The following is a 25,907-nucleotide window of genomic DNA, read 5'->3' on the forward strand; positions in this document are numbered from 1 at the left end:
GCAGCCTCCGTCACACCGCGATGACGCGTACGGCTGATGAGGAGGCGCAACCCGAGTGCGGGCAGTGCTGAGCACGACATTCCGGTCCATGCAGGTCCGAAACTACCGGCTGTTCTCGACCGGGCAGCTGGTCAAGCTCGTCGGCGTGTGGATGATGTTCACCGCGCAGGACTGGCTGGTGCTCAACCTGTCCAACAACTCGCCCGGCGCCCTCGGCATAGTGACCGCCCTGCAGTTCCTGCCCGTCCTGCTGCTGACCCTGTGGGCCGGCAAGCTCGCCGACCGCTTCGACAAGCGCAAGCTCCTGATCAGCGCAAACGCCGCTTTCGCGGTTACCGCGATCCTCTTCGCGATCCTGGTGGCCAGCGGCGTCGTGGTGCTCTGGCACGTGTTCCTGTTCGCCTCCCTGCTCGGCATCGCGAACGCCATCGAAACCCCGGTGCGCCAGTCCTTCGTCTCGGAACTGGTCGAGCTGCCGTTGCTGCCGAACGCCCTCGCCCTGTCGGCCGCGACGTTCAACACCGCCCGCATCGGCGGCCCGGCCCTGGCCGGCGTGGCTCTGGCTCTGCTGGACACCGGCCCGGTCTTCCTGATCGCCACCGCCCTCGCCGTCGCGCCGATCTTCAGCTATCTGGCCATGCGCCCGCAGGAACTGCACCGCTCCATGACCCGCCCGTCCGCGGACGACACCCGCATCGCCGACGGCCTGCGCTACGTCTGGAAGCGGCACGACCTGCTGCTCCCGATCGCCCTGATGGCCGCGGTCGGCATGATCGGCTTCAACTTCCCGGTCACCCTGGCCGCCCTGGCCAAAATCAACTTCCACGCCGGCCCGTCGACCTTCGGCCTGCTGACCACGGCCCTGGCGGTGGGCGCGCTCGGCGGCGCGCTGGCGGGCAGCGGCCGCCGCAGCCGGCCCGGGGTGTACGTCGTCCTGGGCGCGGCGCTGGCGTTCGCGGTCTTCGAGGTGGCGGTCGGCTTCGCCCCCAACTTCATCGTGGCGATGATCCTGCTGGTGCCGACCGGGTTCTTCTCGATCTACCTGGCCCAGGCGGCCAACCACCGGGTCCAGATGGGCCTGCACTCGGCTTACCGCGGCCGCGTGATGGCCCTGTACGTGCTGGTCTTCCTGGGCACGACCCCGATCGGCGCGTCGCTGGCCGGGTGGTGGGGCGAGCACTTCGGCGTCCCGTCGAGCATCTGGGCGGCTGGGATCTTCTGCCTGGTCGCGGCGGTCGTGGCGCTGGTCTGGCAGCTCCGCACCAGCGGGGACCGGCTGTCGCTGCACGGTGGCTCCAGGCCGGGGCTGACGCTGGTCCGGACGACGCCGGACGAGAACGAGGAGATCGACGAGCCGGTGCAGCAGCCGGCGCCGGTCGAGCCGGCCCGCACGGTCGCCGCCTGAGATCAGCGGGCGGCTTCGCAGCTTCCGGTGTGGGCGGCCGCTTCGGTGGTGGCCAGCGCGGGATCCTCGGCGCGGATTGCCGCGAGCAGGCGGGTGTGGTCCATGTACTCCTCCGGGCTCAGCCGGGCGCCGAAGTGGTCCCGGAGGGAATCGCGGATCACCTGGCCCAGGTCGGCGTACAGCTCCATCAGGACCTCGTTGTGCGAAGCCGCGACCACCGCCTGGTGGAATGCCGTGTCGGCGTCGACGAAGGCGTCGCGGTCGCCGGACGTCCAGGCCTGTTCGCGCTGGGCCAGCAGGTCGTCGAGCCGGAGCAGGTCCTCGTCGGTGCGACGGCGGGCCGCGAAGCCGGCTGCAGCGGCCTCCAGCGTGCCGCGGAGCTCGGTCACGTCGGCCGGGTTCGCGGCCGCGAAGCGGCGCTGCATGACTCCGGCCAGTTCGCTGGTGGCGATCACCCAGGTGCCCGAGCCCTGGCGGATGTCGAGCAGGCCGTTGTGGGCGAGCGCGCGGACCGCCTCGCGAACAGTGTTGCGCGCGACGCCGAGCTGAGCCACCAGCTCCGGCTCCGTCGGGATGCGGGAGCCGACCGGCCAGGCACCCGAGGTGATCTGCATCCGCAGCCGCGCGATCACCTGGTCGGAGAGAGCTGTGCCCCGCGACACTGGACTCAGATTCATCCCATGATTCTATGATGGGTCCATGACGAGCACCAGCACCGAGCCGCGTACCGGCGTGAAGATCCGTCCGCTCGCGGTCGTCGGGCTGGTGCTGGTGGCCATCAACCTGCGTCCCGCCGTGACCAGTCTCGGGCCGGTGCTGGAGGAGGTGCGGGCCAGTCTCGGCATGAGTGCGGCTGTGGCCGGCCTGCTCACGTCGGTGCCGGCGGTCTGTTTTGCGCTGGTCGGCTCGACTGCGCCACTGCTGGCCCGGCGATGGGGGACCGGCGGGGTGATCGCGCTCGGCACCACCGCGCTGGCGCTCGGCCTGGCGGTGCGGCCCTTTGCCGGGGGGACCGGCTCGTTCCTCGCGCTGACCGCGTTGGCCCTGGCCGGCATCGCGCTGGCCAACGTCCTGCTTCCGGTGGTGGTCAAGCAGCGCTTCCCGGACCGGGTGGGTGCGATGACCGGGCTGTACTCGGTCGCGCTCAACCTCGGCGCCTCGACCGCGGCGGCGGTGACGGTTCCGCTGACCGCCGGGGTCTTCGGCGGTGACTGGCGGCTCGGGCTGGGGGTGTGGGCCGTGATCGCGGCAGCGGCGCTGCCGGCCTGGATTCTGCTCGCCCGCGACCGCACCCCGAGCCAGCCCGCGCCGGCCGGGTCCGCGTCGGGTGAGGTCACGTTGGATCCCGCTGCCGCGGAGGCCACAACGCCGGTGGCCGGGGTTGGCGGGGGGACCCTGCAACTGCGGCGGCAGCCGATCGCGTGGGCGCTCGCCGTCTACTTCGGGCTGCAGTCGACCGTCGCGTACGTGATCATGGGTTGGTTGCCGCAGATCTTCCGGGATGCCGGGCTCTCCGCGCGTACCGCCGGTCTGCTCTTCGCGGTCACCGCGCTGCTCGGCGTACCGCTGTCTTTTGTTCTTTCCACCCTCGCCGGCCGGCTGCCCCGGCAGAGCGGGATTGCGGTCCTCATCGGGCTCTTCGGCATCGCCGGTTACGCCGGCCTGTGGTTCGACCCGGCCGCCGCCCCCTGGCTGTGGGTTGTCCTGCTGGGCGTGGCCAACTGCTCGTTCCCGCTGGTCCTCACCATGATCGCGTTGCGGGGCCGGGATGCCGCCACCGTTTCGCGGCTGTCCGCTTTCGCGCAGAGCACCGGTTATCTGCTGTCCGTTCCCGGGCCCATCGTGGTCGGCGTGCTCTACGACCACACCGGCAGCTGGCGGATTCCGCTGGCCCTGCTGACGTTTCTCATGGTGCCGCAGATGATCGCCGGGGTGCTGGCCGGCCGGGACCGGCAGATCGGCTGAGGACAAACCTGTGGATATGTATGGCAGACCGGGTCATCCGAACGGCCCTCTCCGTTTCCTCAACGGCTGCCTTAGCGTCAGACCGTGGCAATCACGCACATAGCTGTGCTCGCGACGGCGCTGCTCGCGCTGCTGTGTCTGCCGTGTGCCGTCGCGGTCGTGGTCTGCGCCGACGAGCTGGTCGCCCGTCGTTTCTGGAGCCGGGGCGGGCGGCGGGATGTTCGCGCCCTGCGGTGTCTGGAGCGGGAGCTTTCCGTCGCGGAGCTGGAGCTGCGGCCGCCCGACTTTGCGCCGAGCATGGATGAGCTCGTCGCCGATTTGCGCCGGCTGGACCGGCAGCGGCGCAGTTCCCCCACCATCGACTCGGTCGCCTGGCTCACCGCGGTGCTGCGGGCCTACGATCAGCGGCTCGCCATGGCCAGCCGGTCCCTCGGGCTCACCGAGCATCTCGCCCAGCTCGACGGGATGGACCGCGAGATCGAACGCGTCCGGGTGGAGGGCCTGCTGCACGCCGCGGGTCTGCGGTTGCGCGCCGTCTAGACGTTTAGAGTCGCAGCGTGCGGCTCTTCGTGGCGATCTATCCACCCGAAAACGTGTGCCGGGACCTGCGCCATCGCCTGACCGGCGGCGGCGACCGGCCCGTGCGGCTCACGCCGATCGAGCGCTGGCACATCACGGTGGCGTTCCTCGGTGAGGTCGCGGAGGAACGGCTGCCCGACGTGGAGCGGGCGCTCGACGGGGTCACTGTGCCCCGCGGTGTCGTGCTGCGGCTGCGAGGTGGTGGGCGCTTCGGTAGAGGCAGGTCGACCGTGCTGTGGGCCGGCGTCGAGGGGGACCTGGCAGCGCTGCACCGGGACGTCTCGGGACGGCTCGGACTGGTGGAGCGGGAGTTCACGCCGCATCTCACTGTGGCGTACCGGGATGATCCCGTGGTCAGGCTGGCCCTCGACGGTTATGCGGGCCCGTCGTGGCCGCTGCATGAGATAGCCCTCGTCCACAGTGTTCCGGGCGAGGGCTACGTCACGCTGAAGAGCTGGTGATCAGGAGCTTTCGCGGGCCGCCGGGCCGCCCCCGAACAGGACGTCGTCCCAGCTCGGCAGGCGCTTGCGGGGCTTCGCCGTCTCCTCGGAGTCGGTCGAGTCGCCGCCCTGGGACTGGCCCACCGTGCGGCGGGGGCGCAGAACCGCGAGGCTCGGCACGGCCGGGACCTCCTTGGGCAGGTCGGCGTCGTCGTCGAACGCGGAACCGGCGCCGCCACCCAGCAAGGCCGCCGCGCCACCGGCGACCGGCCGGCGCGACTCCTGCGCGGCCGGCTCCAGGCCGCGGCCTGAGCCCTGGCCACTGAGCGGACGGTCCAGCGAGGCCAGCAGGGCGTCGCGACCGGCCCGGATCGGGTCACGGGTCTGCCGCGGCGCGTCGGACGCGGCGGGCAGGCCCCGGCCACCGCGGGCCGGCTCGTTGATCCGCGACGGACCCGGCAGGCCGTGGCCGCCGCGCTCGTGCGGGGTGCGCTCCGGCACCGGCTCCTGGCCCAGGATCTGGGTCGGGCGCTCGGCGCACAGGTATTGCGCCATGTCGTCGTGCGGGGCCACCACCTGGCGGCCCTTGTCGAGATCCCACATCGCCTGGGCGGTCGCCTTGCCGGACGGCCACGTGGCGACGATGCGCCAGGTGCCGTCCTCACGGCGGAACGCGTCCCAGGAGATCTTCTCGGTGTCGATGCCGTGCTGGGCGAGCCGGCTGTCGACGACCTCGGCCAGCGGGGCACCGGAGTCGGAGGTCTTGAGGCGGGTGCGGCGCGCGTGCTGGGCCAGCATGGCCCGCTCCTGCAGCACCGGACCCGCGTAGCGCAGGACGCGATCGACCGGGACCCCGGCCACCCGGGCGACGTCCTCGGCCGATTCGCCGGAACGGATCCGGGCCTGGATGTCGCGGGGGGACAGGGACGCCATCACCTCGGCGTTCGCCACCGCCACGGCCGTGCCGACCGGGTGCGGGGTGCCGTCGGCCTGCAGCGCACCGCTGATCCGGTCGTCGATCGGGAGTGCCAGGAGCCGGCCGACCTCGTCGGCGAGCACCAGGGCCTGACCATCTTCGGAGAGGGCCACGAAGCGTACCGGCCGCATGCGTTGCCTCCGTCCCGTGCTCGCCGCTGTCTGGCCTGTGCTCCCGAGAGTCAGCCACCCGGGCGCGTTTCGGAACACGGTACGCGCCCCGGTCACTCGATGGGGGTATGCCACGCCGTCAAAGTCATTGACCTGCAGAGATGATCTTCAACGATCTCCGGCGGCGATAAGGCGTTGCGGTCGGCGTGGGGCAGGCCTACAAAGACGGCATGACCGTCGAGTTGCGCCCGATCACCGCGGAGAACTTCCGGACCGTCATCAAGCTGGAGGTACGCCCGGATCAGTCGGACTTCGTGGCGCCCAACGTCCGGAGCATCGCCGAGACCTACGTCTACCCCGACGCGGACCCCCGGGCGGTGTACTCCGGCGACGAGGCGGTCGGTTTCGTGCTGTTCCACCCGATCGACAAGGACAAGCCCGCCGAGGGGCACTGCATCGTGCGCCTGATGATCGCCCACCAGTTCCAGGGCCGCGGGCTGGGTCGTGAAGCGCTCGAGGCCGCCGTGGCGTGGATCCACCGCGAGCGCGGCGTGGACCGGGTCCGCCTGAGTGTCGTGCCGTCCAACGAGAGCGCCCGCAAGCTCTACCGTTCCGCCGGCTTCGTCGAGACCGGTGAGCTGGACCACGGCGAACTCGTCATGGTCCGCTCGAGCTAGCCGTTCGCCGCGCGGCGGCCGGCGTACTCCGTGGTGCGGTGGGCCGGGTACTGGATCAAGTTGTCCGGTTCCTCCTCCACGGTGCTGGCCCAGCGGCGGGCCGGCTCCAGCGGGTCCTCCTCGTACATGAGCCGGCTTCGGAACTGCCGGCCGTAGTCGAGCATGCCGTCGATGAGCCGGTCCACGTCGCGGGTCGGTCGCACCACCAGGCGCATGAACTGGCTAATCATGCCCAGCTTGTTGCCGCACTCGCGGGTGTAGACGCCGTGGTTGGCGACCAGGTAGTCGCGCAGGGCCACGCCGGACCACTCGGTCGGCAACTTGACCAGGATGAAGTTGCCCTGCGACGGGAAGACGGTCAGCCCCGGGATGCGGGTCAGCTCGGCGGCCATCGCGCGGCGGTCGCGGCTGAGCAGGCGCAGGCTGTCCTCGTACTCGTCCTGGTGGTCCTCGATCATGTAGACGACCTTCTCGGCCAGCGAGTTCAGGTTCCACTTGGGCAGCACCTTGGCGATCTTGCCGGCGATCGCCGGGTTGGCCATCAGATAGCCGAAGCGGATGCCGTGCAGGCCGAAGTTCTTGCCGAGGCTCTTGAGCACGACGGTGTTGGGCCGGATCACCGCGTCCGGCCCGACCGAGGGGTACTGCTCGGCGTCGGAGAAGTCGATGAACGACTCGTCGATGACCACCAGGTCGAGGTCGCCGAGCGCGTCCATGAAACGGATGACGTCGCGGCGGGCCAGGTAGCAACCGTCCGGGTTGTTGACGTTGCAGACCACCGCGACCCGGGAGCCGCGGTCGCGGATGAACCGGACGTAGTCCTCCAGGTTGAGCCGGAAGCCGTCGCGTTCCTGCAGCGGGAACATGTCGACCCGCTTGCCGGTCTCCAGTGGCTGGTCGGTCCACCGGCCGAACGTCGGGATCGGGATCGCGACGCTCTCCTTGATCAGGAGATGGTCGATCCAGGTGATCAGCTCGGTGGACCCGTTGGCCATCGCCACGGTCTGCGGGTGCAGGCCCAGCACCCCGGCCAGCTTGTTGGTGATGCTGGCCGAGTCGCTCGGGTAGTACTTCAGGATGTTCTTCAGGTCGCGGGACAGCTCGTCGAACATCTCCGGGGTGGGGAAGTACGGGTTGCACGGGATGCAGAAGTCCACGATCTCGGCGCCGTCGTTCATGCTACGAGAGAGGTCGAAGTAAGAGGCGCTGTGTGCACCCTTGTGCAGGATCGAGGTATCGATACCCGTCCGTGCCATCCGTGCCTCCCGAGTCCGGCGACATTGCCGCCCGTCAGTACGGGCGACGCCGCGGGATCGTTCAGGACTTATGGATGACGTAATCGATGCAGCGGGTGAGCGCTTCCACGTCGGCCGGGTCCACGGTCGGGTACAGCGCGATGCGCAGCTGGTTTCGGCCGAGCTTGCGGTACGGCTCCGTGTCCACGATGCCGTTGGCCCGGAGCACCTTGGCGAGCTGCGCCGCGTCCACACTGTCGGCGAAGTCGATAGTGGCCACCGCGTGGGACCGCAGCGCCGGGTCGGTGACGAACGGGCTGGCCACCTCCGAGCGGTCCGCCCAGCCGTAGATGGCCGCCGCGCTCTCGGCGCTGCGCTTGGCCGCCCACCCGAGGCCGCCCTGCGCGTTCATCCAGTCGACCTGCTCGGCGGCCAGGAAGACGGTGGCCAGCGCCGGGGTGTTGTAGGTCTGCTCCAGCCGGGACTGCTCGATCGCCGTGACCAGGTCCAGGAACTGCGGGATGTAGCGGCCCGACTCCTTGATCTCGTGGGCACGGGCGATCGCGGCCGGTGACATCAGGGCGATCCACAGGCCGCCGTCCGAACCGAATGCCTTCTGCGGGGCCAGGTAGTAGACGTCGGTCTGGGTCAGGTCGACGTCGATGCTGCCGCCGCCCGAGGTGGCGTCGGTCAGGACCAGCGCACCCGGGTCGGCGCCGGCCACCCGCCGCACCGGCACCGCCACGCCGGTGGACGTCTCGTTCTGCACGCTGGCGTAGGTGTCCACCCCGGCCTCGGCGGTCAGGTAGGCCGCGCTGCCGGCGGGTGCCTTGTGCACGGTCGGCTCGGCCAGGAACGGCGCGTCGCGGACCGCCTTGGCGAACTTGGCGCCGAACTCGCCGAACTCGGCGAACTGGGCCTTGTCGCGGATCAGCCCGAACGCCGCCGTCTCCCAGAAGGCGCTGGTGCCACCGTTGGAGATGATCACCTCGTAGCCGTCCGGGGCGGAGAAGAACTGGGCGATGCCGGCCCGCAGCCGGGCCACCTGGTCCTTGACCGTGCGCTGGCGATGCGACGTGCCCAGGTAGCTGGTGGCCACCCGGGACAGCGCTTCGACGCCCTCCGGACGGACCTTGCTCGGCCCGGAGCCGAACCGCCCGTCGACGGGTTTGAGGTCGTCGGGAATCCGGATCGGGTCAGCCACGGGGGTCCTTCCAGAGGGTCAGTCAGCCGTTACAGATTATGCGGCACCGCGTCCCAGCCCTCGACGTCCTGGGGCTTGCGCGGCTCCGGTCCCACGTAGAGGGCGCTGGGACGCACGATGCGGCCCAGCCTCTTCTGCTCGAGGATGTGGGCACTCCAGCCCGCCACCCGGGCACAGGTGAACATCGAGGTGAACATGTGCGACGGCACCTCGGCGAAGTCCAGCACGACCGCGGACCAGAACTCAACGTTGGTGGCCAGCACCCGGTCGGGCTTACGGGCGTGCAGCTCGGCCAGGGCGGCCTTTTCCAGGGCCTCGGCGACCTCGAAGCGGGGCGCGCCCAGCTCCTTGGCCGTGCGCCGCAGCACGCGGGCGCGCGGGTCCTCGGCGCGGTAGACGCGGTGGCCGAAGCCCATCAGCCGCTCACCGCGGTCGAGCACGCCCTTGACGTAACCCTCCGCGTCGCCGCTGCGCTCGACGGCCTCGATCATGTGCAGCACCCGGGACGGGGCGCCGCCGTGCAGCGGGCCGGAGAGCGCGCCGATGCCGGAGGAGATGCAGGCCGCCGCGTCAGCGCCGGTCGAGGCGACGATCCGGGCCGTGAAGGTGGAGGCGTTCAGGCCGTGCTCGGCCGCCGAGATGAAATACGCGTCGACCGCCTTGACGTGCCGAGGGTCGGGCTCGCCGCGCCAGCGCTTCATGAACCGCTCGACGATCGTGTGCGCCTTGTCGATGTCCTTCTGCGGCACGGCCGGCAGGCCCAGCCCCCGGGCGGCCTGCGCGACGAACGACAGCGCGGTGACCGAGACCCGGGCCAGGTCGGTGCGGACCTGGCCTTCGTCGATGTCGAGCAGCTGGCTGAGCCCCCAGTACGGCGCGAGCATGGCGACCGCGGACTGCACGTCGACGCGGATGTCACCGGAGTGCACCGGGACCGGGAACGGCTCGGCCGGCGGCAGCCCCGGACCGAAGCGACCGTCGACCAGCAGGGCCCAGACGTTGCCGAACGAGACGTGACCGATGAGATCCTCGATGTCGACGCCCCGGTAGCGCAGCGCGCCGCCCGCCTTGTCCGGTTCGGCGATCTCCGTCTCGAAGGCGATCACGCCTTCCAGGCCCGGCTTGAAATCGGACACGATGCGCCTCCTGGGGTCCCGGCTGGACAAAGCCGTGGGTGTTTCATCTTGCCCGCTGGGTGACCCGGTGGTCGACCCGCGGAAATGTGCTGTCGGCGACACCTATCCTCGCCGAGGGGACGGGCCCCCGTCCGGGACTTAGGTTCGATTGGTCAATCTCGGATAAGGAGAGCGTGTGACCCCGGAATCCCTGTCGCCCGCCGGCATGCGGCGCGACTACACCGAGCGGGGCGCGCTGCTCGAGTCCGACCTGGCCGCGGACTGGACCAGCCAGTTCGCCCACTGGTTCGCCGAGGCCAGCGCGGCCGGCCTGCCCGAGCCCAACGCCATGATCGTCGCCACGGCCGACCCGGCGGCCCGGCCCAGCGCCCGTACGGTCCTGCTCAAGGGCTACGACGACCGCGGTTTCGTCTTCTTCACCAACTACACCTCCCGCAAGGGCGCCGAGGCGCTGAGCAACCCGGCGGCGAGCCTGGTGTTCCCCTGGTTCCCGATGCAGCGGCAGGTGCTGGTGGCCGGCGCCGTCGAGCGGGTGGACCGGACCGAGACCGAGGAGTACTTCGCGACCCGGCCGCGCGGCTCGCAGCTCGGCGCGTGGGCGAGCCCGCAGAGTCAGGTGCTGCCCGACCGGGCCGCGGTGGAGGCCGGGCTGGCCGCCGCCGTCGAGCGGTTCGGCAGCGAGGGGCCGGTGCCGCCCCCGCCGCACTGGGGTGGGCTGCGGGTGATCCCCGAGACGGTCGAGTTCTGGCAGGGCCGCAGCAACCGGCTGCACGACCGACTGCGCTTCCGCCGTACGGGCACGGGGTGGGTCGTCGAGCGGCTCGCTCCGTGAGCCAGGAGCCGGTCGAGGCCGCGAGTCAGGTCACCGGGGAAGCCGTCAAGGAACGGCGCCGCAGCTGGGTCATCGACGTCCGGCCGCTGCGCGGGACGGCGTACCGGCGGATGTGGATCGGCAACGGTGTCGCGTACTTCGGCTTCCAGTTCACCTCGGTGGCCGTACCGGTTGAGATGTTCTCGATCACCCGGTCCTCCGCCTGGGTGGGCCTGCTCGGGATCGCCGCTCTGGTCCCGCTGCTGGTCTTCGGGTTGTGGGGCGGCGCCGCCGCCGACGTGGTGGACCGCCGCAAGCTGCTGCTGGCCAGTTCCACGCTGGCCTGGGTGGCCACCGCCGGCCTGCTGGGGCAGGCGCTGCTCGGCCTGCACAGCCCGTGGGTGCTGCTCGCGCTGACCGCCGTGCAGTCGGCCGGCTTCGCGGTGAGCTCACCGGCCCGGCAGGCGATCATCCCGCGGATCGTGCCGGGCGAGCTGGTGCCGGCGGCGAACACCCTCGCCTACACGACCACGACCGCCGGGGGCGTCCTCGGCCCGCTGGCCGCGGGCCTGATCTTCGGCGCCTGGTCCACCGACACGGGCGTGACCATCGCGTACGCGGTCGACGCGGTGCTGTTCACCATCTCGTTCTGGGCCACCTACCGGCTGCCGCCGATCCCGCCGGTGCATGACGACGGCGGCACCGCCCGGCCCACCGCCGGTCTGCGCGGCATCGCCGACGGCCTGCGGTTCCTGGCCGGCCAGCCGGTGCTGCTGCTCTCCTTCGCGGTGGACATCGTCGCGATGGTGCTGGCCATGCCGCGGGCGCTGTTCCCGGAGATCGCCGAGGACCGTTTCGGCGGCGGCTCGGCCGTGGGCTGGCTCTTCGCCGCCATCGCGATCGGCTCGGTGCTCGGCGGGCTGACCTCCGGCTGGATCGGGCGGATCAAGCGGCAGGGGGTCGCCCTGGTCATCGCCGTCGTCGGCTGGGGCATCGCGGTCGGGCTGGCCGGCCTGGCCCACTCGCTCTGGCTGATGGTGCTGCTGCTCGCCGTCGGCGGCGCGGCCGACCTGGTCAGTGCCGTCTACCGGCAGTCGATCCTGCAGACGTTCGCACCCGACCGGCTGCGTGGCCGGCTGCAGGGCGTCTTCACCGTGGTGGTGGCCGGCGGTCCCCGGCTGGGTGATCTGCGGGCCGGTGCCACCGCCGACGTGGCCGGGCCCACGGCCTCGTGGGCGGGTGGCGGGTTCGCCGCTGCCGGGCTCGCCGTGGTGCTCGCGCTGGCCTTCCCCGCCCTGCTTCGCTACCGTCCCCCCGCCGCCGGGGAGGACAACCGATAATGTCAGCGGCATGACTGACGTCGTGGCGGCGAAATCTGGATTGCAGTGGGCCATCGAGGCCGATGGCCATCGGGCCGTGATCGTGGAGGTCGGTGGCGCGCTGCGCCATTACTCCGCGAACGGCCGGGAGGTTCTGGACGGCTTCGGCCCGGACGAGATCTCGCCCGCGTCGGCCGGCCAGATCCTGGCCCCCTGGCCCAACCGGATCCGCGACGGGCATTACACCTTCGAGGACACCGCGCACCAGCTGTCGCTGACCGAGCCCGCGCGGCACAACGCGATCCACGGGCTGACCAACTGGTCGCGGTGGAAGCTCGCCGATCAGACGGGCGACTCGGTGACGGTGGAGTTCGACCTGCCGCCGCAGATCGGCTACCCGTGGGCGCTGACCCTGCGCACCCGGTGGAGCGTCTCCGCCGACGGGCTGCGCTCGGAGCAGGAGGTCGTCAACACGAGCGACCAGAACGCGCCCTGGGGCTTCTCCGTGCACCCGTACCTCCAGCTGCCCGGTGTCGCGGTCGACGACATCCTGCTGCACGTGCCCGGCCGCAGCCGGGTCCTGGCCGACGCCCGGCTGCTGCCGATCGGCGCGGTCAAGGTGGCCGGCACCGAGTACGACTACACCGAGCCCCGCCGGGTCGGTTCGGCCGTGCTGGACACCACCTGGGGCGACCTGGACCGCCAGGCCGACGGCGGTTCCGCGGTGACCATCGCCGCGCCCGACGGCTCGCAGTCCGTCACGGTCTGGGGCGACGAGAACTTCCACTGGTGGCAGGTCTTCACCGGCGACACGCTGACCGGTGAGCGGTTCCGCCGGTCCCTGGCCATCGAGCCGATGACCTGCCCGCCGGACGCGTTCCGCTCCGGCCGCGACCTGATCGTGCTGGCGCCCGGGCAGACCTGGCGGGCCAGCTGGGGTGTGCGGCCCGCGGCGGCCTGAGCATGGAGTTCGACGAGGTCCTGCGCCGGCGCCGGATGGTCCGCACGTACGACAGGGACCGGCCGGTGCCGCCGGAGATCGTCGACAAGCTGATCCGGCACGCGTTGCGGGCGCCCTCGGCCGGCTTCTCCCAGGGCTGGGGTTTCCTGGTGCTGAGCGAGCCGGCTGACCGCGAGCTCTACTGGTCGGTGACCGCGCCGCGCGGTGACACCGCGGCGGAACAGGCCGCGGCCGGCTCGTGGCTCGACCGGATGCGCTCGGCGCCGCTGATCATCGTGGCGCTCTCCAACAAGTCGGTCTACCTGGAGCGTTACGCCCAGGCCGACAAGGGCTGGACCGACCGGGACGAGAGCCGCTGGCCGGTGCCGTACTGGGACATCGACACCGGCTTCGCCGCCCTGCTCATCCACCTGACCGCGGTGAACGAGGAGCTGGGTTCGCTGTTCTTCGGGGTGCCGGCCGATCGGGTCAGTCCATTCCGGGACGCATTCGGCATTCCCGACGAATTCGTGCCGGTGGGTGCCCTGACCATCGGCTACCCGGCCCCCGACAAGAGGTCACCGTCACTACGCCGCGGGCACCGCCCGGTGGACGAGGTGGTGCATCATGGCCGGTGGACCGCGGCCGGTGGGCCGTCCGCGAGGGAAACCTGACAACGGGTGACGACGCCGGGACGCGGACCGGCCGCTAGGCTGGCGGCTCGCTAGGCTGGCAGGCAGAGCTGTCCGCCGGGCGGGCTGGACGTGCGTGAGGACCGGAGGGGAGCGTGCCGTCGTGATCTTCAAAGCGGTACGGGACGGAGCGCCGTACCCCGACCATCACACGACACTCAAGAGATGGGCCGAGATCCCGCCCCGACCCATCCGGCTGGCCGATCTGATCACCACCAAGCGTGAGCTGGCCCTCGACAAGCTGCTGGCCGAGGACTCGACCTTCTACGGCGACCTGTTCCCGCACGTCGTCGAGTGGCACGGCGGCCTCTATCTGGAGGACGGCCTGCACCGCGCGTTGCGGGCGGCGCTGCAGCAGCGCAACCAGATCCACGCGAGAGTGCTCGTCATCGACAACTAACACCGCTAGTTTATTCCTATGGCCGTCGTCTCCCCGCTCGATCTCCTCGACCTGGACGCTCTGCTGACCGACGAGGAGCGCGATGTCCGCGCGCTCGCCCGCCGGGTCGTCGACGATCGGGTCCGCCCCTACGTCGCCGACTGGTACGAGCGCGGCGAGGTCCCCGTCCGCGACCTGTCCCTCGAGTTCGGCAAGCTGGGCCTGCTCGGCATGCACCTGACCGGCTACGGCTGCGCCGGCGCGTCCGCCGTGGCGTACGGGCTGGCCTGCCTGGAGCTGGAGGCCGCCGACTCGGGTGTGCGCTCGCTCGTCTCCGTGCAGGGCTCGCTCGCGATGTACGCCATCTGGAAGTACGGCAGCGAGGAGCAGAAGCAGCGCTGGCTGCCCGGCATGGCCGCGGGGGAGCTGATCGGCTGCTTCGGGCTGACCGAGCCGGACCACGGCTCCGACCCGGCGAACATGGCGACCCGGGCCCGGCGCGACGGCGACGACTGGGTGCTGACCGGCGGCAAGATGTGGATCACCAACGCCCCGGTCGCCGACGTGGCGGTGATCTGGGCCCGCACCGAGGAGGGCGTGGCCGGGTTCGCCGTGCCCACCTCGACCGAGGGTTTCACCGCCCGCGAGGTCAAGCTCAAGCTGTCGCTACGGGCCTCGGCCACCGGTGAGATCACCCTTGACGATGTCCGGGTGCCCGACTCCGCCCGGCTGCCCACCGCGCGCGGCCTCAAGGCACCGCTGTCCTGCCTCACCGAGGCCCGGTTCGGCATCGTCTGGGGTGCGCTGGGTGCGGCCCGCGACTGCCTGGAGACCGCGATCGCGTACGCCGGCACCCGCGAGCAGTTCGGCCGCCCGATCGCGGGTTTCCAGCTGACCCAGGCGAAGCTGGCCGACATGACCCTCGAGCTGCAGAAGGGTTATCTGCTGGCGCTGCACCTGGGCCGCCGGCACGACGCCGTCGGGTTGCGCCCCGAGCAGGTCAGCGTGGGAAAGCTCAACAACGTCCGGGAGGCCATCAAGATCGCCCGGCAGTGCCGCACGATCCTCGGCGCCAATGGCATCAGCGGCGAGTATCCGGTGCTCCGGCACGCCAACAACCTCGAAAGTGTGCTCACCTACGAGGGAACCTCGGAGATCCACCAGCTGGTCATCGGGCAGAAATTGACGGGGTTGAGCGCCTTCGCCGGCTGACCGGGTGCGAGTGTCGTACCCCTTCCGTACCGTTGAGCACAGAAGGAGGGGGTGAGCACCGATGGCAAGTTCGCGTGACGTCGACGAGCCGACCCGGGAGTATCCCGAGGTCGACGACCAGGTAGCGACCCGCCCCGCACCATCCGTGGACGACCCGGCCGGCCAGGATCCGGCCCCGGCCGGGGACCGCAAGCCGGGTCTGGGCGGGTTCGCCCGTGTCGTCATCTTCACCGGAGTGGTCTTCGCGCTGATCGTGGCCATGTGCCTCGGGCTGCGCGCGATCAACGTCCTGCCCAGCTTCGACAACCCGTTCTCCGACAAGACCACCGACCGCAGCCAGCCGGTGCTGCTGCAGTCGATGCGGGACCTGAGCCGCTACGTCGCGGCCGACGGCACCTTCCAGGTCATCGTCGACCTCCAGGAGAACAAGGACAACATCCCCGAGTTCCTGGTCAACAAGCGCACGCTGTTCGTGGGCTCGGGCACGGTCGAGGAGTACGTCGACTTCGGCACGCTCACCGAGGGCGCACTCAAGGTCAACAACGCCGACAAGTCGGTGCAGATCGAGCTGCCCGCGCCGCAGCAGGGCCAGGCCGCCCTCGACATGGAGCGCAGCTACGTCGTCGCGGAGGAACGCGGCCTGCTCAACCGCATCGGCGGCGCGTTCAGCAACGATCCGAACCAGCAGCAGCGCGTCTATCAGCTCGCCCAGCAGCGGATCACCGAGGCGGCGCGCAGCAGCGGGCTCGATCAGCGGGCCCGCGACAACACCGAGAAGATGCTCACCGGTCTGCTCGCCAGCCTGGGCTACACGTCGGTGACGGTCACCTTCGCCGCTCCCTGACACAAAGAGAGGCGGCGCCCCTTCCCGACCGTGGGAAGGGGCGCCGCGCTACGACTGAGGTCACTCGTTGGGGAGCAGGACCCAGAGGATCAGGTAGATCAGGAACTGCGGTCCGGGCAGCAGGCAGGACACGACGAAGATCAGCCGCATCACTGAAGAGGAGACCCCGAACCGGCGGGCCAGGGCGGAACACACGCCGGCGATCCATCGGTCGTCGCGGGGCCGGGCAAGTCGGCGGGTCACGTCACTCACTCCTCATCGGTGGTGGTCGCAGCCGAGCGCCGCAACCACTGTCAACGGTATGGACGAGCCGCCACTTCGCCCTCGGTCGCGAGGTGGAGAAGGGCGCTCACATTCCCGTAAGGGCTACCCGTACCCGGTGTGAGGCCGCTGTTAACATCTGGGCAATCTCGCCCCCACACACCGCGTGCACGGGCGTCGAAGGTGGGAGGGATGTCTCGGTGACGCTCGCCGTCCTGTGCGGGAGCACCGGCAACGATCTCGGTCCGGGTGCCGCCCGCCGGCTCGCCGACGAGCTGACCGCGGCGCTGGCCGCCGCGGGGTCCACGACGGTCGTTCCGGTGGATGGTCTCGACGTCGCGGGTCAGCTGCGCGAGGTCGCCCGGATCGCCGCCGGCGCCGACGAGCCGCTGCTGCTCTGCGCCGACAACCTGGTCGCGCATCCGAGCCTGCTGCGCACCCTGGCCACCGAGCCGGCCGGCCGCAGCACCGCGCTGGTGGTCGCCGAGGACGGTGGTGACCTGCGCGAGGAGCGCGGCCGCCTGGTGTTCGCCAGTGACGGGACGACGCGCTTCCTGGGCGCGATCAGCATCGCCCCGGCCGACCTGCCGATCCTGGCGGCCGCCGCGTCGCAGGCGGCCGGCCACTCGGTTCAGCCGTCGCCCGCGCGTGACGCCGGCGAGGGCGCGGCCACCGCGACCGCTCAGCGCGACGCCATCGACCTGCTGCTGCGCGCTCTGCTGGAGGCGGGGCTGGTGCCCATCGCCACCCGGGTGCGGCTGCTGCACGCCGAGCGGGTGCACACCGAGGCCGGTCTCGTCACCGCCCGGGCCGCTGTCGCCGCGGTGGACGAGGACGCAGCGTTGCTGCGGCTGGCCGTCAAGGAGAAGGACGACTTCTTCACCACGTACGCGGTGAGCACCTGGTCTCCGATCGTCACCAAGCTGTGCGCCCGCCTCGGCCTGACCCCGAGCGGCGTCACCGCGGTGTCCGTCGTCTTCGCCGTGGCCGCCGCCCTCGCCTTCTGGGAGGGTTCGCGGCCCGCGCTGATCGCCGGGGCCGTCCTGCTCTACCTCGGCTTCGTCCTGGACTGTGTGGACGGACAACTGGCCCGCTACACCCGCACGTTCGGCGCGTTCGGCGGCTGGCTCGACACCATGGCCGACCGGGCCAAGGAGTACGCGGTCTACGCCGGTCTCGCCGCCGGTGCGGAACGGGCCGGCCTGCCGTACGCGTGGCCGCTCGCGATCACCGCCATCGTGTTGCAGACGGTCCGCCACATGACCGACACCTGGTACGGCGCCCTGCACGACGAAGCCGCCGCCCGGCAGTCCGTCGGCACTGCGGGCAACAGTGACGCCGGCGGTGGCGTGGGAGCGCGGCTGAGCCGGGCCTCGAACCGGGTCCAGGCGGACACCGGGTCGGCGGCGTACTGGCTCAAGCGGATCGTGGTCTTCCCGATCGGGGAGCGCTGGGCGCTGATCGCCGTGCTCGCCGCGGTGAGCAACGGACGGATCGCTCTGGCCGCTGTGGTGGGCTGGGGACTGCTCGCTGCCGCGTACACCTTGGGTCTGCGGTCTTTGCGCTCGATCTCGATGCGCGTCGGCGTGCTGGACACGGTCGACACGTCGCGGCACCGCGACGACGGCCTGCTCGTCCGCGCGGTGCTGAGCGCGGCGAAGGTCAAGGCCCCGCTGGTCTGCACCGTCGTGGCCGCCCTGGCGGCCCTGGGGCTGGTGATCGGGTTGCTGACCGGCGTCGTGCCGGGCGGCAGCGAGTGGGGCTTCTGGACCTCCGGCGACCTCAGGGTGGACCTGGTCCGGGCCGGCGACGCCTCGGTCTGGCTGATCGTGGTCACGCTGCTGGTGCTCGGCGCCGGGCTCGCCGCCCGCGCGCGGCACGGCGGCCCGCTGGACTGGCTGATCCCGGCCGGGCTGCGCGCGGCCGAATACCTCATGGTCGTCGCGGTCGGCCTGATCTGTGCTGTGCCGACGCCCGTTGTTTACCTGCTGTTGTTCGTCCTGGCACTGGATCACTACGACCTGACCGCCCGGATGGAGAAGGGTGCGCCCGACGCCACTGCGGCGAGGGCATGGCTCGGCTGGGACGGCCGGGTCGTCGTGCTGGTGCTGAGTGCGCTGGCCGGGGTGGCCACGGTCGGGGAGCTGCTGCTCGCCGTCGTCGTGGGCGGATCGTTCCTCGCGGGTGCGGTTCGTGACTGGCGCTCCGGAGGTAAGAGATGACCCTGCTCAGCGTGGTCCTGCCCGTGTACAAGGTGCAGGGCTACCTGCGGCAGTGCCTGGACTCCCTGCTCGAGCAGCCGTTCACCGACATCGAGGTGGTGGCCGTCGACGACTGCTCGCCGGACCACAGCGGCGCCATCCTGGCCGAGTACGCCGCGCGTGACTCCCGGGTCAAGGTCGTCACCGCGCCGGAGAACGTGGGCCTGGGCCGGGCCCGCAACCTCGGCCTCGACCACGCGACCGGCGACTACGTCTGGTTCCTGGACAGCGACGACTGGCTGGCCCGGGGCGCGCTCACCGCGATCGCCGACCGGCTCGCCGACACCGGCCCCGACGTGCTGATCTTCGGTTTCGACCGGGTGCACTGGGACGGCCGGGTGGTGGTCGCCGGCGCCGCGAAGGTGCTGGCCGAGGCGCCGGAGACGTTCACCGTGGCGGAGTGGCCGCGGGTGCTCAACGTGCTGCACGTCGCCTGGAACAAGGTCGTCCGCCGGGACCTGCTGGTCAAGCTCGACTTCCGCTTCGAGCAGGGCTGGTACGAGGACGTCTCGTTCACGTACCCGGTGCTGGCCGCGGCCCAGCGGATCAGTGGTCTGCCGCGCACCTGCGTGCACTACCGGCAGCGCCGGACCGGGGCGATCACCCGGACCCTGGGGGACCGGCACTTCGAGATCTTCGACCACTGGGAGCACGCGTTCACCATGGTCGACGCCTTCTCGGCGCAGCCCGAGGTGCTGCGGCCGGCGCTCTACAAGCGGATGCTCTGGCACTACCTCAGCGTGCTGCGCAACGCCGAGCGGGTGCGGCGGGGTTCGCGCCGGCGCTTCTTCGAGCGGATCGTCGAGCACGCCCGCAAGTACCGGCCCGCCGCCGGCTACGAGATCCCGGACGGGCCGGAAGGGCTGCCGTACCGGCTCGTGGAGAAGGAGGCGTTCCTGCCGTTCCGGGTCGCGGAGGGCGCAGCCCGCAAGGCCAAGAAAGTGCGGCGGTTCAAGCGGGTCTCGATCCGCCGGGCCCGCAAGCTCGCCCGCAAGGCCCGGGAAGCCGTGTACCAGGGCTACTACAAGCTCCAACTGCGGCGGCCGGTGGACGACAAGCTCGCGCTGTACGCCGCGTACTGGTATCGCGGGGTGAGCTGCAACCCCGCGGCGATCGCGGCCAAGGCGGCGGAGCTGGCCCCGGACGTGCGCAACGTGTGGGTGGTCGGCCGGTCCCGGCTCAAGTCCGTGCCGCCGGGCACCGCTCACGTGGTCGCCGGCTCGCGGGAGTACTACCGCCTGCTGGCCCGGGCGCGCTGGCTGGTCAACAACGTCAACTGGCCGAACTGGGTGGTCAAGCGGCCCGGCACCACGCACGTGATGACCCACCACGGCACGCCGCTGAAGATGATGGGCATGGACCAGGCCGATCACCCGGCCGCGGCCAAGGACCAGGACTTCCGGGCGCAGATGGGCCGGGCGGACCGCTGGGACTTCAGCATCACGGCGAACGCGCACACGACGGTCGCCTGGGAGCGGGCGTACCCCTGCCGGTACGAGACCCTCGAGGTCGGCTACCCGCGCAACGACCGGCTGGCTCTCGCGACGCCGGCAGAGACGGCCGCCATGCGGGAGAAGCTCGGGATCGCACCCGGCGAGCGGGTCGTGCTCTACACGCCGACGCACCGGGAGTGGCTGCCGCCCGGTCAGCAGGTGCTGGACATCGACGCGTTCGCCGACCGCCTGGGACCGGACACGGTGCTGCTCGTTCGGGCGCACTACTTCCACGTGACCGCGGCTCAGCGGACCGGGGCGCGGCGGGGGCGGATCCTGGACGTGTCCGCGTACCCGGTGGTCGAGGACCTCTATCTGGCCGCCGACGTGCTGATCACCGACTACTCGTCGGCGATGTTCGACTTCGCCGTGCTCGACCGGCCGCTGGTGATCTTCGCGCCCGACTGGCCGGCCTACCGTGAGCTGCGCGGCACGTACTTCGACCTGATGGAACTTCCGCCGGGTGCGGTGGCGACGACCTTCGCCGAACTGGTCGAGGTCTTCCGCGGCGGTGCCTACGAGGACGCCGGCGCGGCCGGGCGGCGGGCCCGGTTCCGGGAGCGGTTCTGTTCCCTTGACGACGGCGGAGCGGCCGAACGGGTCGTGCGCCGGGTGTTACTGGCCGGTACCGGTAAGTAAATTTCCGGTCCGGAACACCCGGCCCTGCCCCTCGCGAGGGGGTCTTGAGTACTGCGACCTGCACAGACGATGCAATTAGTCGATCTTGCGAAGCCCGCAAACGGGTGACGATCCGGTGACTGTCGGCAAATGGCACGTTCACCCGATGGCAGGCATCGATGGCTGTAGTCACGCTAAGCCATCGTCGCAGCTCAAACGCAGGAGGTTGACGGTGTCCACCGTCGCGCTCAAGGACGTCACCAAGGTCTGGCCGGACGGTACGGTCGCGGTCGACCGCGTCAGCCTCGACGTCGAGGACGGTGAGTTCATGGTCCTGCTCGGGCCGTCCGGGTGCGGCAAGTCCACCGTCCTGCGCATGATCGCCGGCCTCGAGGACCCCTCGGCCGGCGCCATCCTGCTCAACGGCGAACCGGTCATGGACCTGGCCCCGCGCGACCGGCGGATCGCCATGGTCTTCCAGGACTTCGCGCTCTATCCGCACATGACCGTCGGCGACAACATCGGCTTCCCGCTCAAGCTCTCCGGCATCGAGCCCGGACCGCGGGGCGAGCGGATCGGCGACGTGGCCAGCGCGCTGGGCATCGGCGACGTGCTCGCCCGCAAGCCCGGCCAGCTCTCCGGCGGCCAGCGCCAGCGGGTCGCGATGGGCCGGGCCATCGTGCGCCGCCCAGGGCTGTTCCTGATGGACGAGCCGCTGTCCAACCTCGACAGCGGCCTGCGCGCGGAGCTGCGGGCCGAGATCACCAGCCTGACCCGCGAGCTGGGCGTCACCACCATGTACGTCACCCACGACCAGGCCGAGGCGCTGACCATGGCCGACCGGGTGGCGATCATGCGCAAGGGCGTGCTGCAGGACCTGGGCACCCCGACCGAGGTGTACGGCCGCCCGGCCACCCTCTACGTCGCCGCCTTCCTGGGCGCACCCCGGATGAACCTGCTCGAAGCCTCGGTCTACGTGCACCTGGACCGCTACATCGCGCTGAACCTCGGCGAGCAGGCCCTGTACCTGCCCTGGAACGACATCCGGGCGCGGGCGATCTCGCACTACCACGGTGAGCGCATCGTGGTCGGCATGCGGGCCGAGGCGCTCACCCCGGTCGCCCCGGACACCCCGGGCGACGTGCTGCAGGGACGCATCCGCTACCTCGAGCACCACGGGCACGAGTCGCTGGCCTTCCTGGACATCGGCGCGACCGCGGTGGTCGTCGACGAGCTCGGCAAGGCGGTCACCGAGACCGACTCCGAGACCGGCGTGGTGCGGCGGATCGGGGGCGCGTTGCAGCGGCTCACCGGGCGTACGGACAAGGCCGTGCTGGAGCGGGAGGAGGCCGAGAAGGCCTCGGTGCTCAGCGACCCGGGCCGGCACCACCGGCGGCCCGCGGAGCTGGCTGTGCGGCTGGCGCCGTACCCGGCTGTCTCCCCGGGACATCCGCTGGCGATCAACGTACGGATGGACGCCCTGCACTTCTTCGACGAGCGCGGCGACCGCATCGACGTCGGATGGCGCTGAGGGCACTGTTCTGATCTGTACCCGTTCCTCGGCTGCCACGGAGGCGGTACGCAGCGTAGGCTGACCGGCGGTGGAAGAGACTGTCGACCAGCACATGCTGCGTCCGGCTCCGGACAGGGAGTCGCCGGACGCCACCTCCGTGCACTCTCCGGCCGGTGGGTCGACCCTGCTGGACCGCAAGTTCGGCCGCGACGAGATCACCGTGGTCCGCCACGAGGTCACCGCGCGACTGGACACCGGGTTGCTCGCCGACCGGCTGCACGGCTTCGTCCTCGCGATCAACGAAGTGATCACCAACGCCGTGCTGCACGCCGGTGGCCAGGGTCGCATCGTGCTGTCGGTCACGGCGGCGACGGTGTGCTGCACGGTCACCGACTCGGGGCCGGGCATCCCGGAGCAGTTCCGCCGGCCGCCGAACGTGCCCGAGGCGTTCGAGGTGGGCGGCCGGGGCATCTGGCTGGCGCACCAACTGTGCGACGAGGTGACGATGGCGACCGGCCCAATTGGCACGACTATCGAACTGTGCGTACACCTGCCCGGCCGCGATACCATGTCTGGCCTGGTCAACGAGGGCGCGACCGCCAGCTGAACGAAGAATGAAACGCCGTGGAAATGTGATCGAGGGCATTGAGGCGTGTCGGCCATCCGGGGCGACTACATTGGGCCAGTGCTTGGACTACCTCCTCATGTGACGGCGTGCCTCTTCGACCTCGACGGCGTGCTCACGCAGACCGCCCTGGTGCATAACGCGGCGTGGAAACAGACCTTCGACGCGTTCCTCCGGACGTGGTCCGAGCACCACGGACAGCCGTTCGTACCGTTCGACTCGGGCGCCGACTACCACCAGTACGTCGACGGCCGGCCGCGCGCGGACGGCGTACGCACGTTCCTCGCCTCGCGGGGCATCACCCTGCCCGAAGGCACGCCCGACGACGGTCCTGACGCGGAGACCGTCAACGGCATCGGCAACCGCAAGAACGAGCTCGTCCTGCAGAAGATCCAGGAGGGCGCCGTGCAGGTCTACGCCGGCTCGGTGGACTACCTGAACGCCGCCAAGGCCGCCGGGCTGCGCCGGGCTGTCGTCTCGGCCAGCGCCAACTGCGCCGACGTGCTGCGCGCAGCCGGCATCGCGGAGCTCCTGGAGGTGCGCGTGGACGGTGTCACCGCCCGTGAGCAACACTTGCCCGGCAAGCCTGCCCCGGACACCTTCCTGTACGGAGCGAAACTGCTCGGTGTGCAGCCGGAGCAGTGCGCGGTGTTCGAGGACGCTCTGGCCGGCGTGGCCGCCGGCCAGGCCGGCGGCTTCGGCATCGTGATCGGCGTGGACCGGGTCGGCCAGGCCGACGCCCTGCGCGAGCACGGCGCCGACATCGTCGTGCAGGATCTCGCCGAGCTCCTCAAGTAATCCCCCTTACAGACTTTCTCCTTTCTCAGTTGCGAGAGGCACCACCGTGATCCGTGAACGGGCCTACCCCGTCGATCCCTGGCACATCAGGGAGACCCGGCTGGACCTGGATGTACTGGCTCAGTCCGAGTCGGTCTTCGCCCTGGCCAACGGCCACATCGGCATCCGGGGAAACCTGGACGAGGGCGAGCCGCACGGCCTGCCCGGCACCTACCTCAACTCGTTCTACGAGCTGCGGCCGCTGCCGTACGCCGAGGCGGGCTACGGGTTCCCCGAGTCGGGCCAGACGATGGTCAACGTCACCAACGCCAAGCTCATGCGGCTGCTCGTCGACGACGAGCCGTTCGACGTGCGCTACGGCGAGCTGCGCTCCCACGAGCGCTCGCTGGACCTGCGCGCGGGCACGCTCGAGCGGATCGTGGAGTGGGTCTCACCCTCCGGTCAGGCGATCCGCGTGCGGACCGTACGCATGGTGTCGTTCACCCACCGCGCCATCGTCGCCTTCCTGTACGAGGTGGAGCCGCTCGACGCCTCCGCCCGGCTGATCCTGCAGTCCGAGCTGGTGGCCAACGAGCAGCTCCCGGCGACCAGCAAGGACCCCCGGGTGGCGGCGGTGCTGGACCACCCCCTGCAGGCCGAGGAGATGCTGGAGCAGCGCACCGGTGGCCTGCTCGTGCACCGCACCAAGGCCAGCGACCTGCGGATGGCCGCGGCGATGGAGCACGTGGTGGAGACGCCGGGCAAGCACGCGGTGACCACCGAGGGCCACCCGGACTGGCTGCGCACCACGGTGGCCTGCAAGCTCGAGCCGGGACAGAAGCTGCGGGTCGTGAAGATCGCCGCCTACGGCTGGTCGAGCAACCGCTCGCTGCCCGCGGTGCGCGACCAGGTCGGCGCGGCCCTGGCCAGCGCCCGGCTGGACGGCTGGGAAGGGCTGGTCGAGGCGCAGCGGGAATACCTGGACGCGTTCTGGGACCACTCCGACGTCAAGGTCGAGGGCGACCCGGAGGTGCAACAGGCCGTCCGCTTCGGTCTGTTCCACACGCTGCAGGCCGGTGCCCGCGCCGAGCAGCGGCCGATCGGCTCCAAGGGCCTCAGCGGCCCCGGCTACGACGGCCACACGTTCTGGGACGCCGAGACCTTCGTGCTGCCCGCCCTGACCTACACGCAGCCTTCCGCGGCGGCGGACGTGCTGCGCTGGCGGCACTCCACTCTGGATCTTGCCCGGGAGCGCGCGCAGACCCTCGGCCTGCAGGGCGCGGCCTTCCCGTGGCGCACGATCCGCGGGCAGGAGTGCTCGGCGTACTGGCCGGCCGGCACCGCCGGGTTCCACATCGGAGCCGACATCGCCGACGCCGTGCGGCGGTACGTCTCGGCGACCGGCGACTTCGACTTCGAGCGCGACTACGGCCTGGAGCTGCTCGTCGAGACTGCCCGGCTGTGGCGCTCGCTCGGGCACCACGACCGGCACGGCCGCTTCCACATCGACGGCGTCACCGGCCCGGACGAGTACACGGCCGTGGTCGACGACAACGTCTACACCAACCTGATGGCGCAGCAGAACATGTTCGCTGCGGCGGACGCGGCCAAGCGGCACCCGGAGCTCGCCCGCAAGCTGGGCGTGGACGACGAGGAGTCGGCGTCGTGGCGGGACGCGGCGGCTTCGGTGCACATCCCGTACGACCGGGAGCTCGGCGTGCACCAGCAGTCGGAGGGCTTCACCCGGCTGGCGGAGTGGGACTTCGAGAACACCCCGCCGGAGGCGTACCCGCTGCTGCTGAACTACCCGTACTTCGACCTGTACCGCAAGCAGGTGGTCAAGCAGGCCGACCTGGTCATGGCCATGTACCTGCGGGGTGACGCCTTCACCCCCGAGGAGAAGGCCCGCAACTTCGCGTACTACGACGCCCGTACCGTGCGGGACTCGTCGCTGTCGGCCTGCATCCAGGCCGTCATGGCCGCCGAGGTGGGTTTCGTGGAGCTGGCCCACGACTACCTGGGCGAGGCCGCCCTGATGGACCTGCACGACCTGCACCAGAACGCCCGGGACGGCGTGCACGTGGCGTCCCTGGCCGGTTCCTGGATCGCCCTGGTGGCGGGCCTGGGCGGCATGCGTGACTCCAACGGGCAGCTCTCCTTCGCGCCCCGGCTGCCGAGCCGGATCAACGCGCTGGAGTTCTCGCTGCTCTGGCGCGGCCTGCGGCTGCGGGTGCAGGTCACGGCCGACGAGGTGACCTACTCGCTGCGCAACGGCGGTGGGTCGGCGCGTCTGGACCTGCTGCACCACGGCAAGGAGGTCACCATCACCCAGGTGAAGCCGGTCGTGCTGCCGATCCCGCCGGCGCCGCCGACGGGCCCCGCGCCCAGCCAGCCGGCCGGTCGCGCCCCGGTGCGCCGGAACACCGGCGTCTGAT

The 25,907-nt window shown here is 70.9% G+C and carries 24 protein-coding genes; 18 read left to right on the forward strand and 6 right to left on the reverse strand.

Going from position 1 to position 25,907, the window contains the following annotated elements:
- The first annotated feature begins 88 nt into the window (after positions 1–88).
- A complete protein-coding gene (locus AB0C12_RS23010; RefSeq protein WP_360551055.1) occupies positions 89–1,405 on the forward strand; it encodes an MFS transporter in 1,317 nt (438 codons plus the stop codon).
- Positions 1,406–1,407: 2 nt separating this feature from the next.
- Here AB0C12_RS23010 and AB0C12_RS23015 read toward each other — a convergent pair whose 3' ends face one another.
- A complete protein-coding gene (locus AB0C12_RS23015; protein WP_360551056.1) occupies positions 1,408–2,082 on the reverse strand; it encodes an FCD domain-containing protein in 675 nt (224 codons plus the stop codon).
- A 22-nt stretch (positions 2,083–2,104) separates the two neighbouring features.
- Between AB0C12_RS23015 and AB0C12_RS23020 the strand changes: the two genes are divergently transcribed.
- The 3 genes from AB0C12_RS23020 (at position 2,105) to thpR (ending at position 4,410) form a co-directional block, all read left to right on the forward strand.
- Positions 2,105–3,370 (forward strand): MFS transporter, encoded by a 1,266-nt coding sequence (locus tag AB0C12_RS23020; RefSeq protein WP_360551057.1) that lies wholly within the window; start codon positions 2,105–2,107, stop codon positions 3,368–3,370.
- Between the two features lie 84 nt (positions 3,371–3,454).
- A complete protein-coding gene (locus tag AB0C12_RS23025) occupies positions 3,455–3,910 on the forward strand; it encodes a hypothetical protein (RefSeq protein ID WP_360551058.1) in 456 nt (151 codons plus the stop codon).
- A 17-nt stretch (positions 3,911–3,927) separates the two neighbouring features.
- A complete protein-coding gene (gene thpR / locus AB0C12_RS23030; RefSeq protein WP_360551059.1) occupies positions 3,928–4,410 on the forward strand; it encodes an RNA 2',3'-cyclic phosphodiesterase in 483 nt (160 codons plus the stop codon).
- Here the strand turns inward: thpR and sepH are convergent, their stop codons facing one another.
- Positions 4,411–5,496: a septation protein SepH gene (sepH, locus tag AB0C12_RS23035; RefSeq protein ID WP_360551060.1), complete on the reverse strand. Its 1,086-nt coding sequence runs from the start codon at positions 5,494–5,496 to the stop codon at positions 4,411–4,413.
- Positions 5,497–5,705: 209 nt separating this feature from the next.
- Between sepH and AB0C12_RS23040 the strand changes: the two genes are divergently transcribed.
- Positions 5,706–6,152: a GNAT family N-acetyltransferase gene (locus tag AB0C12_RS23040; RefSeq protein WP_360551062.1), complete on the forward strand. Its 447-nt coding sequence runs from the start codon at positions 5,706–5,708 to the stop codon at positions 6,150–6,152.
- Here AB0C12_RS23040 and AB0C12_RS23045 read toward each other — a convergent pair.
- From AB0C12_RS23045 to AB0C12_RS23055, 3 genes are all read right to left on the reverse strand, one after another.
- Positions 6,149–7,330 (reverse strand): histidinol-phosphate transaminase, encoded by a 1,182-nt coding sequence (locus AB0C12_RS23045; RefSeq protein ID WP_360551064.1) that lies wholly within the window; start codon positions 7,328–7,330, stop codon positions 6,149–6,151. The two genes, AB0C12_RS23040 and AB0C12_RS23045, sit on opposite strands and share 4 nt — an antisense overlap.
- Positions 7,331–7,469: 139 nt before the next feature.
- Positions 7,470–8,591: a phosphoserine transaminase gene (gene serC, locus AB0C12_RS23050; protein ID WP_360551066.1), complete on the reverse strand. Its 1,122-nt coding sequence runs from the start codon at positions 8,589–8,591 to the stop codon at positions 7,470–7,472.
- Positions 8,592–8,620: 29 nt separating this feature from the next.
- Complete coding sequence (locus AB0C12_RS23055; protein WP_360551068.1) at positions 8,621–9,727, reverse strand: citrate synthase 2; 1,107 nt, start codon at positions 9,725–9,727, stop codon at positions 8,621–8,623.
- A 175-nt stretch (positions 9,728–9,902) separates the two neighbouring features.
- On the opposite strand from AB0C12_RS23055, the gene pdxH reads away from it, so the two are divergent.
- The 7 genes from pdxH (at position 9,903) to AB0C12_RS23090 (ending at position 15,924) form a co-directional block, all read left to right on the forward strand.
- The gene (pdxH, locus tag AB0C12_RS23060; protein ID WP_360551070.1) at positions 9,903–10,559 is read left to right on the forward strand and encodes a pyridoxamine 5'-phosphate oxidase; all 657 of its coding nucleotides are present in this window, start codon (positions 9,903–9,905) and stop codon (positions 10,557–10,559) included.
- 71 nt (positions 10,560–10,630) lie between these two features.
- Positions 10,631–11,878 (forward strand): MFS transporter, encoded by a 1,248-nt coding sequence (locus AB0C12_RS23065; RefSeq protein ID WP_360551947.1) that lies wholly within the window; start codon positions 10,631–10,633, stop codon positions 11,876–11,878.
- A 10-nt stretch (positions 11,879–11,888) separates the two neighbouring features.
- Positions 11,889–12,818: an aldose 1-epimerase family protein gene (locus AB0C12_RS23070; protein WP_360551072.1), complete on the forward strand. Its 930-nt coding sequence runs from the start codon at positions 11,889–11,891 to the stop codon at positions 12,816–12,818.
- Positions 12,819–12,820: 2 nt separating this feature from the next.
- Positions 12,821–13,471: a nitroreductase family protein gene (locus AB0C12_RS23075; RefSeq protein WP_360551074.1), complete on the forward strand. Its 651-nt coding sequence runs from the start codon at positions 12,821–12,823 to the stop codon at positions 13,469–13,471.
- A gap of 121 nt (positions 13,472–13,592) precedes the next feature.
- Positions 13,593–13,889, forward strand: coding sequence for a type II toxin-antitoxin system VapB family antitoxin (locus tag AB0C12_RS23080; protein WP_125807223.1), 297 nt, complete (start codon positions 13,593–13,595; stop codon positions 13,887–13,889).
- A gap of 18 nt (positions 13,890–13,907) precedes the next feature.
- Positions 13,908–15,080 (forward strand): acyl-CoA dehydrogenase family protein, encoded by a 1,173-nt coding sequence (locus tag AB0C12_RS23085; RefSeq protein ID WP_360551076.1) that lies wholly within the window; start codon positions 13,908–13,910, stop codon positions 15,078–15,080.
- Between the two features lie 61 nt (positions 15,081–15,141).
- Complete coding sequence (locus AB0C12_RS23090) at positions 15,142–15,924, forward strand: DUF4230 domain-containing protein (protein WP_360551078.1); 783 nt, start codon at positions 15,142–15,144, stop codon at positions 15,922–15,924.
- Positions 15,925–15,984: 60 nt separating this feature from the next.
- On the opposite strand, the gene AB0C12_RS23095 is transcribed toward AB0C12_RS23090, so the two are convergent.
- On the reverse strand, positions 15,985–16,167 hold the full coding sequence (locus AB0C12_RS23095; RefSeq protein WP_360551080.1) for a PspC domain-containing protein: 183 nt from the start codon (positions 16,165–16,167) through the stop codon (positions 15,985–15,987).
- A gap of 218 nt (positions 16,168–16,385) precedes the next feature.
- Here AB0C12_RS23095 and AB0C12_RS23100 point away from each other — a divergent pair, with 218 nt between their 5' ends.
- From AB0C12_RS23100 to AB0C12_RS23125, 6 genes are all read left to right on the forward strand, one after another.
- Entirely contained in the window at positions 16,386–18,407 is a 2,022-nt protein-coding gene (locus AB0C12_RS23100) for a DUF5941 domain-containing protein (RefSeq protein WP_360551082.1), read from the forward strand.
- Positions 18,404–20,578: a CDP-glycerol glycerophosphotransferase family protein gene (locus AB0C12_RS23105; protein ID WP_360551084.1), complete on the forward strand. Its 2,175-nt coding sequence runs from the start codon at positions 18,404–18,406 to the stop codon at positions 20,576–20,578. Before AB0C12_RS23100 ends, AB0C12_RS23105 begins: the two co-directional genes overlap by 4 nt.
- A gap of 211 nt (positions 20,579–20,789) precedes the next feature.
- Positions 20,790–22,088 (forward strand): ABC transporter ATP-binding protein, encoded by a 1,299-nt coding sequence (locus AB0C12_RS23110; RefSeq protein ID WP_360551086.1) that lies wholly within the window; start codon positions 20,790–20,792, stop codon positions 22,086–22,088.
- 70 nt (positions 22,089–22,158) lie between these two features.
- Complete coding sequence (locus AB0C12_RS23115; RefSeq protein WP_360551088.1) at positions 22,159–22,677, forward strand: ATP-binding protein; 519 nt, start codon at positions 22,159–22,161, stop codon at positions 22,675–22,677.
- Positions 22,678–22,755: 78 nt separating this feature from the next.
- Entirely contained in the window at positions 22,756–23,493 is a 738-nt protein-coding gene (locus AB0C12_RS23120; protein WP_360551090.1) for a beta-phosphoglucomutase family hydrolase, read from the forward strand.
- A 46-nt stretch (positions 23,494–23,539) separates the two neighbouring features.
- Complete coding sequence (locus tag AB0C12_RS23125) at positions 23,540–25,906, forward strand: glycoside hydrolase family 65 protein (protein WP_360551092.1); 2,367 nt, start codon at positions 23,540–23,542, stop codon at positions 25,904–25,906.
- Position 25,907: the final 1 nt, after the last annotated feature.

The organism is Actinoplanes sp. NPDC048967 (assembly GCF_040649415.1).
In the GTDB taxonomy this organism is placed as follows: Bacteria; Actinomycetota; Actinomycetes; order Mycobacteriales; family Micromonosporaceae; genus Actinoplanes.

What these genes read in the sequence shown, in the direction of transcription:
- AB0C12_RS23070 (WP_360551072.1), top strand. Translation starts at nt 11,889, where the DNA reads ATGACTGACGTCGTGGCGGCGAAATCTGGATTGCAGTGGGCCATCGAG.
- AB0C12_RS23105 (WP_360551084.1), top strand. Translation starts at nt 18,404, where the DNA reads ATGACCCTGCTCAGCGTGGTCCTGCCCGTGTACAAGGTGCAGGGCTAC.
- AB0C12_RS23075 (WP_360551074.1), top strand. Translation starts at nt 12,821, where the DNA reads ATGGAGTTCGACGAGGTCCTGCGCCGGCGCCGGATGGTCCGCACGTAC.
- AB0C12_RS23020 (WP_360551057.1), top strand. Translation starts at nt 2,105, where the DNA reads ATGACGAGCACCAGCACCGAGCCGCGTACCGGCGTGAAGATCCGTCCG.
- AB0C12_RS23015 (WP_360551056.1), bottom strand. Translation starts at nt 2,082, where the DNA reads ATGAATCTGAGTCCAGTGTCGCGGGGCACAGCTCTCTCCGACCAGGTG.
- AB0C12_RS23085 (WP_360551076.1), top strand. Translation starts at nt 13,908, where the DNA reads ATGGCCGTCGTCTCCCCGCTCGATCTCCTCGACCTGGACGCTCTGCTG.
- AB0C12_RS23045 (WP_360551064.1), bottom strand. Translation starts at nt 7,330, where the DNA reads ATGAACGACGGCGCCGAGATCGTGGACTTCTGCATCCCGTGCAACCCG.
- AB0C12_RS23090 (WP_360551078.1), top strand. Translation starts at nt 15,142, where the DNA reads ATGGCAAGTTCGCGTGACGTCGACGAGCCGACCCGGGAGTATCCCGAG.
- AB0C12_RS23010 (WP_360551055.1), top strand. Translation starts at nt 89, where the DNA reads ATGCAGGTCCGAAACTACCGGCTGTTCTCGACCGGGCAGCTGGTCAAG.
- sepH (WP_360551060.1), bottom strand. Translation starts at nt 5,496, where the DNA reads ATGCGGCCGGTACGCTTCGTGGCCCTCTCCGAAGATGGTCAGGCCCTG.
- AB0C12_RS23040 (WP_360551062.1), top strand. Translation starts at nt 5,706, where the DNA reads ATGACCGTCGAGTTGCGCCCGATCACCGCGGAGAACTTCCGGACCGTC.